The 11,731-nt window shown below is 65.5% G+C and carries 9 protein-coding genes; 8 read left to right on the top strand and 1 reads right to left on the bottom strand.

Features of this window, described 5'->3' with window-relative positions; translation table 11 throughout:
* Nucleotides 1–3: 3 nt before the first annotated feature.
* From RA210_RS11865 to RA210_RS11830, 8 genes are all read left to right on the top strand, one after another.
* Nucleotides 4–723, top strand: a complete 720-nt coding sequence (locus tag RA210_RS11865; protein ID WP_136489000.1) for a succinate dehydrogenase iron-sulfur subunit — start codon at nucleotides 4–6, stop codon at nucleotides 721–723.
* Nucleotides 724–975: 252 nt separating this feature from the next.
* Nucleotides 976–3,807, top strand: a complete 2,832-nt coding sequence (locus RA210_RS11860) for a 2-oxoglutarate dehydrogenase E1 component (RefSeq protein ID WP_201486585.1) — start codon at nucleotides 976–978, stop codon at nucleotides 3,805–3,807.
* Nucleotides 3,808–3,886: 79 nt separating this feature from the next.
* Nucleotides 3,887–5,098 (top strand): 2-oxoglutarate dehydrogenase complex dihydrolipoyllysine-residue succinyltransferase, encoded by a 1,212-nt coding sequence (gene odhB, locus RA210_RS11855; RefSeq protein ID WP_136488998.1) that lies wholly within the window; start codon nucleotides 3,887–3,889, stop codon nucleotides 5,096–5,098.
* 69 nt (nucleotides 5,099–5,167) lie between these two features.
* Nucleotides 5,168–6,604 carry a dihydrolipoyl dehydrogenase gene (gene lpdA / locus RA210_RS11850; protein ID WP_136488997.1) on the top strand — a complete coding sequence of 479 codons (1,437 nt, stop codon included), beginning with the start codon at nucleotides 5,168–5,170 and terminating at the stop codon, nucleotides 6,602–6,604.
* A gap of 204 nt (nucleotides 6,605–6,808) precedes the next feature.
* Entirely contained in the window at nucleotides 6,809–7,975 is a 1,167-nt protein-coding gene (gene sucC / locus RA210_RS11845) for an ADP-forming succinate--CoA ligase subunit beta (protein WP_136488996.1), read from the top strand.
* Entirely contained in the window at nucleotides 7,975–8,856 is an 882-nt protein-coding gene (gene sucD, locus RA210_RS11840; RefSeq protein ID WP_136488995.1) for a succinate--CoA ligase subunit alpha, read from the top strand. The genes sucC and sucD overlap by 1 nt, the downstream gene beginning before the upstream one ends.
* A gap of 97 nt (nucleotides 8,857–8,953) precedes the next feature.
* Nucleotides 8,954–10,264 carry a branched-chain amino acid transport system II carrier protein gene (brnQ, locus tag RA210_RS11835; RefSeq protein WP_201486584.1) on the top strand — a complete coding sequence of 437 codons (1,311 nt, stop codon included), beginning with the start codon at nucleotides 8,954–8,956 and terminating at the stop codon, nucleotides 10,262–10,264.
* Nucleotides 10,265–10,324: 60 nt separating this feature from the next.
* Entirely contained in the window at nucleotides 10,325–11,059 is a 735-nt protein-coding gene (locus tag RA210_RS11830; protein WP_136488993.1) for a DUF599 domain-containing protein, read from the top strand.
* Nucleotides 11,060–11,121: 62 nt separating this feature from the next.
* On the opposite strand, the gene RA210_RS11825 is transcribed toward RA210_RS11830, so the two are convergent.
* Entirely contained in the window at nucleotides 11,122–11,430 is a 309-nt protein-coding gene (locus RA210_RS11825) for a hypothetical protein (RefSeq protein ID WP_136488992.1), read from the bottom strand.
* Nucleotides 11,431–11,731 lie beyond the last annotated feature (301 nt).

Raw genomic sequence — 11,731 nt, 5'->3', positions numbered from 1 at the left:
GATATGTCGCTTGGTAAAACTCTGCAAGTCAGCGTCTACCGCTACAACCCGGAGAAAGACGCTGCTCCGTTCATGCAGGATTTCAACGTCGAGATCGACGGCAAGGACCTGATGGTCCTGGATGTCCTGGCGCTGATCAAGGAGCAGGACGTGACCTTCTCCTACCGTCGCTCCTGCCGCGAAGGCGTTTGCGGCTCCGACGGCATGAACATCAGTGGCAAGAACGGCCTGGCCTGCATCACCCCGATCTCGCAGGTGATCAAGAACGGCAAGCTGGTGATCCGCCCGCTGCCGGGCCTGCCGGTCATCCGTGACCTGGTGGTCGACATGAGCATCTTCTACAAGCAGTACGAGAAGGTGCAGCCGTTCCTGCAGAACGACACTCCGGCTCCGGCCATCGAGCGTCTGCAGTCCCCGGAACAGCGCGAGAAGCTGGACGGTCTGTACGAGTGCATCCTGTGCGCCTGCTGCTCGACCTCCTGCCCGTCGTTCTGGTGGAACCCGGACAAGTTTCTCGGTCCGGCCGCCCTGCTGCAGGCCTATCGTTTCCTGGCCGACAGCCGCGACACCAAGACCGAAGAGCGTCTGGCGTCGCTGGACGACCCGTTCAGTGTGTTCCGTTGCCGCGGGATCATGAACTGCGTGAACGTTTGCCCGAAGGGTCTGAACCCGACCAAGGCGATCGGCCACGTGCGTAACATGCTGCTGCAAAGCGGTACCTGATGAGCCGCCGTGTGCGGTGAGTCAAAAGAATCTGCGCGGAGTGGCGGCTTGCCGGCACTCCGCGCAGTTGCAGAACCAGCCGTAGCCCACAAAGCCGCGGTTCTTGATTAAAAAACGACCAGCAGGGGCAACCGGGCTGGAGCCCGGACCATCAGCGGGATCCCAAGTGGCTTTGCCGAAGTCGCTGCTCTGGACTTTAAGCCACGGCGGTCTCCACGCCAGATGGTGTCCCCTTACCGAGGGTGACCTAGCATGCATGAAAGCGTAATGCAGCGGATGTGGAACAGTGCCCACCTGTCCGGTGGAAACGCTGCCTACGTCGAAGAGCTCTACGAGCTCTTCCTGCACGATCCCAACGCTGTGCCCGAAGAGTGGCGCACCTACTTCCAGAAGCTGCCGGCCGACGGCAGCCAGTCCCCCGACGTCTCCCATGCCACGGTCCGCGATCATTTCGTGCTGCTGGCCAAGAACCAGCGTCGCGCCCAGCCGGTGTCCGCCGGCACCGTCAGCAGTGAGCATGAGAAGAAGCAGGTCGAAGTGCTGCGTCTGATTCAGGCCTTCCGCATGCGTGGCCATCAGGCATCCAAGCTCGACCCGCTCGGCCTGTGGGAGCGCAAGGCGCCGGCAGACCTGTCGATCCATCACTACGGCCTGACCGACGCCGACCTGGATACCGTGTTCCAGACCGGCGAGCTGTTCATCGGCAAGCCGGAAGCGACCCTGCGCGAGATCCGCGACGCCCTGCAGGCGACCTACTGCGGCACCATCGGCGCCGAGTTCACCCACATCGTCGATTCCGAGCAGCGCAAGTGGTTCCAGCAGCGTCTGGAGAGCGTGCGTGGCCGTCCGCAGTACAGCAAGGAAGTCAAGGCGCACGTCCTCGAGCGTCTGACCGCCGGCGAAGGCCTGGAGAAGTACCTGGGCACCAAGTACCCGGGCACCAAGCGTTTCGGTCTGGAAGGCGGCGAGAGCCTGGTGCCGATGGTCGACGAGATCATCCAGCGCTCCGGCTCCTACGGCGCCAAGGAAATCGTCATCGGCATGGCCCACCGCGGCCGTCTGAACCTGCTGGTCAACGCCCTCGGCAAGAACCCGCGCGACCTGTTCGACGAGTTCGAGGGCAAGAAGCTGGTCGAGCTGGGCTCCGGTGACGTGAAGTACCACCAGGGCTTCTCCTCCAACGTCATGACCTCCGGTGGCGAAGTGCACCTGGCCATGGCGTTCAACCCGTCCCACCTGGAAATCGTTTCCCCGGTGGTCGAGGGTTCCGTGCGCGCCCGTCAGGACCGTCGCGGCGATGTCGCCGGCGACAAGGTGGTGCCGATCTCCCTCCACGGCGACTCGGCCTTCGCCGGTCAGGGCGTGGTGATGGAAACCTTCCAGATGTCGCAGATCCGCGGCTACAAGACTGGCGGCACCATCCACATCGTCATCAACAACCAGGTCGGCTTCACCACCAGCAACCCGGAAGACACCCGTTCCACCGAGTACTGCACCGATCCGGCGAAGATGATCCAGGCGCCGATCCTGCACGTGAACGGCGACGATCCGGAAGCCGTGCTGTTCGTCACCCAGCTGGCCGTCGACTACCGCATGCAGTTCAAGCGTGACGTGGTCATCGACCTGGTCTGCTACCGCCGTCGCGGCCACAACGAGGCCGACGAGCCGAGCGGCACCCAGCCGCTGATGTACCAGAAGATCGCCAAGCAGCGCACCACCCGCGAGCTGTACGCCGATGCCCTGGTCAAGGAAGGCAGCCTGAGCCAGGAAGAGGTGCAGGCCAAGGTCGACGAATACCGCACCGCGCTGGACAACGGCCTGCACGTGCTGAAGAGCCTGGTCAAGGAGCCGAACCCCGAGCTGTTCGTCGACTGGCGCCCCTACCTGGGCCATGCCTGGACCGCCAAGCACGACACCAGCTTCGACCTGAAGACCCTGCAGGAGCTGAACGCCAAGCTGCTGCAGATTCCGGAAGGTTTCGTGGTCCAGCGCCAGGTTGCCAAGATCCTCGAGGATCGCGGCCGCATGGGCGTCGGCGCCATGCCGATCAACTGGGGCTGCGCCGAGACCCTGGCCTACGCCACCCTGCTGGTGGAAGGTCACCCGGTGCGCATCACCGGCCAGGACGTCGGCCGTGGCACCTTCTCGCATCGCCATGCCGTGCTGCACAGCCAGAAGGACGCCAACCGCTACATCCCGCTGCAGAACCTCTACGAGGGCCAGCCGAAGTTCGACCTGTACGACTCCTTCCTCTCCGAGGAAGCCGTGCTGGCCTTCGAATACGGCTACGCCACCACCACGCCGAACGCGCTGGTGATCTGGGAAGCCCAGTTCGGCGACTTCGCCAACGGCGCCCAGGTGGTGATCGACCAGTTCATCAGCAGTGGCGAGACCAAGTGGGGCCGTCTGTGCGGTCTGACCATGCTGCTGCCGCATGGCTACGAAGGCCAGGGTCCGGAGCACTCCTCCGCCCGTCTGGAGCGCTACCTGCAGCTGTGCGCCGAGCACAACATCCAGGTCTGCATGCCGACCACCCCGGCGCAGGTCTACCACATGCTGCGCCGCCAGGTGATCCGCCCGCTGCGCAAGCCGCTGGTGGCCCTGACTCCGAAGTCGCTGCTGCGCCACAAGCTGGCCATCTCCACCCTGGAAGACCTGTCCCAGGGCTCCTTCCATCCGGTGCTGCCGGAGATCGACAGCCTCGATCCGAAGAAGGTCGAGCGTCTGGTCCTGTGCAGCGGCAAGGTCTACTACGACCTGCTGGAGAAGCGTCGCGCCGAGGGTCGCGAGGACACCGCCATCGTCCGCATCGAGCAGCTCTATCCGTTCCCGGAAGAGGAGCTGGCCGAGATCATGGCGCCGTACAAGCACCTCAAGCACGTGGTCTGGTGCCAGGAAGAGCCGATGAACCAGGGTGCCTGGTACTGCAGCCAGCATCACATGCGCCGCGTCATCGCCGCACACAAGAAGACCCTCGGCCTGGCCTACGCCGGTCGCGAGGCTTCCGCTGCGCCGGCCTGTGGCTACGCGTCGATGCACGCCGAGCAGCAGGAAAAGCTGCTGCAGGATGCTTTCACCATTTAATGCCTTCACACTGCGCTGCCGGACCCCGGGTCCGGCAGTCGCATGCCTGAAGAACCCGAATCCATAGGAAATGCACAGAATGGCTATTGAGATCAAAGCCCCGACTTTCCCGGAATCCGTCGCTGACGGTACCGTTGCCACCTGGCACAAGAAGCCGGGCGAAGCCGTCAAGCGTGACGAGCTGATCGTCGACATCGAAACCGACAAGGTGGTGATGGAAGTCCTGGCCGAAGCCGATGGCGTGCTGGCCGAAATCGTCAAGAACGAAGGCGACACCGTGCTGAGCGGCGAACTGCTCGGCACCCTGACCGAAGGCGCTGCCGCCGCTGCCCCGGCTGCAGCTCCGGCCGCTGCCGCTGCTCCGGCTGCCGCCCCGGCCGCCGCTGCCGAGGAAGCCATCCTGTCGCCGGCCGCGCGCAAGATCGCTGCCGAGAACGACCTGGATCGCAACGCGATTCCGGGCACCGGCAAGGGCGGTCGCGTCACCAAGGAAGACGCCGTCGCTGCCGTCGAGGCCAAGAAGGCTCCGGCTCCGGCTGCCAAGCCGGCCGCTCCGGCTGCCGATGCGCCGATCTTCGCCGTCGGCGACCGCGTCGAGAAGCGCGTGCCGATGACCCGCCTGCGCGCCAAGATCGCCGAGCGTCTGGTCGAAGCCCAGTCCACCATGGCCATGCTGACTACCTACAACGAAGTCAACATGAAGCCGATCATGGATCTGCGCAACAAGTACAAGGACCTGTTCGAGAAGAAGCACAACGGCGTGCGCCTGGGCTTCATGTCCTTCTTCGTCAAGGCCGCCACCGAGGCGCTGAAGCGCTTCCCGGGCGTCAACGCCTCGATCGACGGCAACGACATCGTCTACCACGGCTACTCGGACATCGGCGTTGCCGTCTCCAGCGACCGCGGTCTGGTGGTTCCGGTGCTGCGCAATGCCGAGCTGATGAGCCTGGCCGAGATCGAAGGCACCATCGCCGGTTACGGCCGCAAGGCGAAGGAAGGCAAGCTGACCATCGAGGAGATGACCGGCGGCACCTTCACCATCTCCAACGGCGGCGTGTTCGGCTCCCTGCTGTCCAGCCCGATCGTCAACCCGCCGCAGACCGCCATCCTCGGCATGCACAAGATCCAGGAGCGCCCGATGGCCGTCAACGGCCAGGTGGTGATCCTGCCGATGATGTACCTGGCGCTGTCCTACGACCACCGTCTGATCGATGGCAAGGAAGCGGTCAGCTTCCTGGTGACCATCAAGGACCTGCTGGAAGATCCGGCCCGTCTGCTGCTGGACGTCTGATCCCGCGCTTCTCCCACGACGGCCCCTGACAGAGGGGCCGTCCGGTTCATCCCAAAAGGATCGAGAGTTATGACCCAGAAATTCGACGTAGTGGTGATTGGCGGTGGCCCGGGCGGCTACGTGGCGGCCATTCGCGCAGCCCAGCTGGGCTTCAAGACCGCCTGCATCGAGAAGTACAAGGGCAAGGATGGCAAGACTGCCCTGGGCGGCACCTGCCTGAACGTCGGCTGCATTCCCTCCAAGGCGCTGCTGGACAGCTCCTGGAAGTACCACGAGGCCAAGGAAAGCTTCGGCGTCCACGGTATCGAGGTGAAGGACGTCAAGATGGACGTCCCGGCGATGATCGACCGCAAGGCGAACATCGTGAAGAACCTGACTGGCGGCATCGCCAGCCTGTTCAAGATGAACGGCGTGACCCTTATCGAAGGCCACGGCAAGCTGCTGGCCGGCAAGCAGGTCGAAGTCACCGGCGAAGACGGCAAGGTCGAGGTGCTGGAAGCCAGCAACGTGATCATCGCCTCCGGCTCCAAGCCGATCGACATCCCGCCGGCACCGGTCAACCAGGACACCATCGTCGATTCCACTGGCGCCCTGGAGTTCCAGAGCGTGCCGAAGAAGCTGGGCGTGATCGGCGCCGGCGTCATCGGCCTGGAGCTGGGCTCGGTGTGGGCCCGCCTGGGTGCCGAAGTCACCGTGATCGAGGCCCAGGACAAGTTCCTGCCGGCCATCGACGAGCAGGTCGCCAAGGAAGCCCAGAAGCTGCTGACCAAGCAGGGCCTGGACATCCGCCTGAACGCCCGCGTCACCGGTTCGGAAGTCAAGAAGAAGCAGGTCACCGTGTTCTTCACCGACGCCAACGGCGAGCAGCAGCTGACCTTCGACAAGCTGATCGTCTCCGTCGGCCGCCGTCCGGTGACCCAGGACGTGCTGGCTGCCGACAGCGGCGTGACCCTGGACGAGCGCGGCTTCATCTTCGTCGACGACCAGTGCGCCACCAGCGTGCCGGGCGTGTACGCCATCGGCGACGTGGTGCGCGGCCCGATGCTGGCCCACAAGGCCTCGGAAGAGGGCGTGATGGTCGCCGAGCGCATCGCCGGCCACAAGGCCCAGGTCAACTACGACCTGATCCCGTCGGTCATCTACACCCACCCGGAAATCGCCGCCGTCGGCAAGACCGAGCAGCAGCTGAAGGCCGAGGGCGTCGCCGTCAACGTCGGCGTGTTCCCGTTCGCCGCCAGCGGCCGCGCCATGGCTGCCAACGACACCCACGGTCTGATCAAGGTCATCGCCGATGCCAAGACCGACCGCGTGCTGGGCGTCCACGTGATCGGCCCGAGCGCCGCCGAGCTGGTCCAGCAGGGCGCCATCGCCATGGAATTCGGCTCCAGCGCCGAAGACCTGGGCATGATGGTGTTCTCGCACCCGACCCTGTCGGAAGGCCTTCACGAGGCCGCTCTGGCGGTGAATGGCCACGCCATCCACATCGCCAACCGCAAGAAGCGCTGACGCGCCTGGCGCCGGCTGACCCCTTCGTCAGCCGGCCCCGCAGCGGCCCCTGGCGGCGGAAGTCCGGTACTTCCGCTGCCAGGGGCCGTTGTCGTTTCGGGCGGTTGCGCGGAGCGGAAAGCCCATTCCAGAGCTCTAGCCACTGAAGTGCATTCCCGGTTAGGATTCGGTCGCCAATACTTACAACTAAAGTGGTATGGAAAGATGAATCTTCACGAATATCAGGGTAAGCAGTTGTTTGCCGAGTATGGGCTGCCGGTGTCCCGGGGCTACGCAGTCGATACTCCGAAGGAAGCAGCCGAGGCCTGTGACAAGATCGGCGGCAGCGAGTGGGTGGTGAAAGCCCAGGTGCATGCCGGCGGTCGCGGCAAGGCAGGCGGCGTCAAGCTGGTTCGTAGCAAGGATGAGGCCCGCGCGTTCGCCCAGCAGTGGCTGGACCAGCGCCTGGTGACCTACCAGACCGATGCCAACGGGCAGCCGGTCAGCAAGATTCTGGTCGAGGCCTGCACCGATATCGCCAAGGAGCTGTATCTGGGTGCGGTGGTCGACCGCTCCTCGCGGCGCATCGTGTTCATGGCCTCCACCGAAGGCGGCGTGGACATCGAGAAGGTCGCCCACGAAACCCCGGAGAAGATCCTCAAGACCACCATCGACCCGCTGGTCGGCGCGCAGCCGTTCCAGGGCCGCGAGCTGGCCTTCAAGCTCGGTCTCAAGGGCGATCAGGTCAAGCAGTTCGCGCAGATCTTCGTCGGCCTCGCCCAGCTGTTCCAGGACTACGACCTGGCCCTGCTCGAGGTCAACCCGCTGGTGATCAAGAAGGACGGCAACCTGCACTGCCTGGATGCCAAGCTCAACATCGACGGCAATGCCCTGTACCGCCAGCCCAAGCTGCGCGAGATGCAGGACCCCTCCCAGGACGACCCGCGCGAGGCCCACGCCGCCAAGTGGGAGCTCAACTACGTGGCGCTGGACGGCAACATCGGCTGCATGGTCAACGGCGCCGGCCTGGCCATGGGCACCATGGACATCGTCAACCTGCACGGCGGTCGCCCGGCCAACTTCCTCGACGTCGGCGGCGGCGCTACCAAGGAGCGAGTCACCGAAGCGTTCAAGATCATCCTCTCCGACAGCAACGTGCAGGCGGTGCTGGTGAACATCTTCGGCGGCATCGTGCGCTGCGACATGATCGCCGAGGGCATCATCGGCGCGGTCCGCGAGGTGGGCGTCAAGGTGCCGGTGGTGGTGCGTCTGGAAGGCAACAACGCCGATCTGGGCGCCAGGGTACTGGCGGATAGCGGTCTGAACATCATCGCGGCGAGCAGCCTGACCGACGCTGCGCAGCAGGTCGTCAAGGCCGCGGAGGGCAAGTAATGAGCATCCTGATCAACAAGGACACCAAGGTCATCTGCCAGGGCTTCACCGGCAGTCAGGGCACCTTCCACTCCGAGCAGGCCCTCGAGTACGGCACCCGCATGGTCGGCGGCGTGACTCCGGGCAAGGGCGGCACCACCCATATCGGCCTGCCGGTGTTCGATACCGTCAAGGATGCCGTGGCCGCCACCGGCGCCACCGCGTCGGTGATCTACGTGCCGGCGCCGTTCTGCAAGGACTCCATCCTCGAGGCGGCCTTCGGCGGCATCCAGCTGATCATCTGCATCACCGAAGGCATCCCGACCCTCGACATGCTCGAGGCCAAGGTCAAGTGCGACGAGCTGGGCGTTCGTCTGATCGGCCCGAACTGCCCCGGCGTGATCACCCCGGGCGAGTGCAAGATCGGTATCATGCCCGGCCATATCCACCTGCCGGGCAAGGTCGGTATCGTGTCGCGTTCCGGCACCCTGACCTACGAGGCGGTGAAGCAGACCACCGACGCCGGTTTCGGCCAGTCCACCTGCGTGGGCATCGGTGGTGACCCGATCCCGGGTTCGAGCTTCATTGATATCCTCAAGCTGTTCGAGGCCGACCCGCAGACCGAGGCGATCGTCATGATCGGCGAGATCGGCGGCAGCGCGGAGGAGGAGGCGGCGGCCTTCATCAAGGCCAACGTGACCAAGCCGGTGGTGTCCTACATCGCCGGCGTCACCGCGCCGCCCGGCAAGCGCATGGGCCATGCCGGCGCCATCATCTCCGGCGGCAAGGGTACCGCGGACGAGAAGTTCGCCGCCCTGCAGGATGCCGGGGTGAAGACCGTGCGCTCGCTGGCCGATATCGGCAAGGCGCTGGCCGAAGTGACCGGCTGGACCATGAAATAAGCTCCGGTGGAGCGGGCTTGACGGAAGGAGCCACCTGCGGGTGGCTCTTTTCGTTGTGCCTGGCGCCGGATTCCGTTCCCACTTTCTGGTTGTGTGCATGAATCATTTGAAAACCGTCGATGTCCTGGGTCTGGGCTTCATGACCTTCGCGCTGTTCCTCGGGGCGGGCAACATCATCTTCCCGCCGAGCGCCGGCCTCGCCGCTGGCGAGGCCATGTGGAGCGCGGCCCTGGGCTTCCTGCTCACCGGCGTCGGCCTGCCGCTGCTCACCGTGGTGGCCCTGGCCCGGGTGGGCGGCGGCATGGCGCAGCTCACTGCGCCGCTCGGCAAGAGCGCCGGCCTGCTGTTCGCCGTGACGGTCTACTTGGCGATCGGTCCGCTGTTCGCCACGCCGCGTACCGCGGTGGTGTCGTTCGAGATGGGCATCGCGCCGCTGGCCGGCAGCGGCAGCCTCGCGCAGGCCCTGTATACCCTGGTGTATTTCGCCCTGGTGCTGTTCCTCGCCCTCAATCCCGGGCGTCTGCTCGAGCGCGTCGGCAAGCTGATCACCCCGGTGCTGATCGTCGCCCTGCTGGTGCTCGGCGGCGCGGCGGTGTTCGCCCCGGCCGGTACGGTCGGCGCCACCGCACCCGACTATCAGGCGGCGCCACTGATGCAGGGCTTCCTGCAGGGCTACCTGACCATGGACACTCTCGGTGCGCTGGTATTCGGCATCGTCATCGCCACTGCCATCCGTGACCACGGTGTGGACATGGCGCACCGGGTCACCCGCTATTCGATCCTCGCCGCGCTGATCGCCGCCATCGGCCTGGCGCTGGTCTACCTGGCGCTGTTCCGTCTCGGCGCCACCAGTCACGCCATCGCCGGCGATGCGCAGAACGGCGTGCAGATCCTCACCGCCTACGTGCAGCACACCTTCGGCATGGCCGGCAGCCTGCTGCTGGCGCTGGTCATCACCCTGGCCTGCCTGACCACCGCCGTCGGCCTGATCACCGCCTGCGGCGAGTTCTTCAGCAACCAGTTCCCGGTGTCGTATCGCACGGTGGTGATCGTGGTCAGCCTGTTCAGCCTGCTGGTGGCCAACCTCGGCCTGACCCAGCTGATCAGCTTCTCGGTGCCGGTGCTGGTCGGCCTGTATCCGCTGGCCATCGTGCTGGTGCTGCTCAGCCTGACCGACGGCCTGTGGCTGCATCCGCCGCGGGTGTTCCGCCCGGTGATGGCGATGACCCTGGTGTTCGGCGTGTTCGCCGGCCTGGACGCCGCCGGCCTGAAGGCCCTGGTGCCGGGCTGGCTCGGCAGCCTGCCGCTGGCCGAGCACAGCCTCGGCTGGCTGCTGCCGGCGTTGCTGACCCTGCTGGGCGCGATGATCTTCGACCGCCTGCGGGGCTGCCCGCCGGTGCGCGCGTAATCCGGCTGGTGCCTCCGGCAAGGGTGCCGGAGGCACAGGCGCAGCATACAAGGAGTTGTCATGACCATCGACGCGCACTACCTGCCCCATGTGGCCGCCCTGGCCTGGTTCATCCTCTGCTGGCTGGGCTACACCCGCTACGCGATCTGGAAGGGCAAGGACACCCCCTGCCTGGCCAGCGTGATGCACCTGTACCGCGAGGACTGGATGCGCCGCCTGCTGATGCGCGACAACCGCATCGCCGACGCCAACGTGATCGGCAACCTGGAGCGCAACGCCTCGTTCTTCGCTTCCAGCACCCTGATCATCCTCGCCGGCGTGCTGACCGTGCTCGGCTCCACCGAGCGGGCGGTGTCGGTGCTGGAAGGCCTGCCGTTCGTGCAGGAGGTCAGCCGCGAGCTGTCGGAGATCAAGATCATCTGCGTGGCGCTGGTGTTCATCTACTCGTTCTTCACCTTCAGCTGGTGCATGCGCCAGTACAACTTCGCGGCGATGATGGTGGGGGCGGCGCCGATGATCTCCGAGCGCAACGTCACCGAGGCGGAGCGGCGCGCCTTCGCCGAGCGCACGGCGCGGGTGATCTCGCTGGCCGCCAACCAGTTCAACCTGGGGCTGCGTTCCTATTATTTCGGACTGGCGACCCTGGCCTGGTTCATCAATCCCTGGGTCTACATGCTGGCCACCGCCGGGGTGGTGTTCGTGCTGTACCGGCGCGAATTCCATTCCGACGTGCTGGAGGTGATGGCCTACAGCCCGGCACCGCTGGGCGAGCCGGCCAGGGACAGGATGGAGTAGCGCAGGGAGGAGGAGCGCCGCCCCGCCCGGTCGCGCAGACCGGGCGGGCGGCAGGGTGGGGGTTACTGCTGCTTCTGTTCTTCGGCAGGGGCGGCCTCTCCAGCCTTGTCCTGCATGGCGGCGCCTGCATCCTGCATCGTCTTGCCGGCTTCCTCGACGGCAGCGCCTGCCTTCTCGGTCATTTCGGCTGCCTTCTCCTCGACGGCAGCGCCTGCCTCCTTGGCAGCCTCGCCAGCCTTCTGCACGGCGGTGGCGGGCGCCTGGGCGGCGGAGCCGCTTGCCGACTCCACCTTGTCTTCAGGCTTGTCGCCACAGGCCGCGAGGCCGAGGGTGGCGGCAAGCAGCAGGGCGTAAGTCAGGGGCTTTTGCATGTTGGTGCTCCTTGGGAGTATCCGAATCAGGTGAAAGGCGAATGCCGGTCAGATTCAGGTGTAGTGCAGCATCGGGAGGCTGGCAAATCGCCTGCCGAGGCTCGTCCTGCACGGCTTTCCCCGTTCCTCGCAACAACTGGGACGAGTATCGGGGAAGCTCCATTCGCTCATCCGATGAGAGTGCCATTTCGGGCAAAGGTTCCGGGCCGAACCCCGATGTATCGGCGCTTGGGCTGCTGTCGTCGAAGCGGGTATCATGCGATGCCGTTCGTCCGCCAGAATGCCGGCGGGGTTTCCTAGC

This window comes from Pseudomonas sp. OF001 (genome assembly GCF_904426495.1).
Lineage (GTDB): Bacteria > Pseudomonadota > Gammaproteobacteria > Pseudomonadales > Pseudomonadaceae > Geopseudomonas.
Note: the sequence above shows the minus strand (reverse complement) of the source record. Positions and strands in the feature narration are given on the sequence as shown.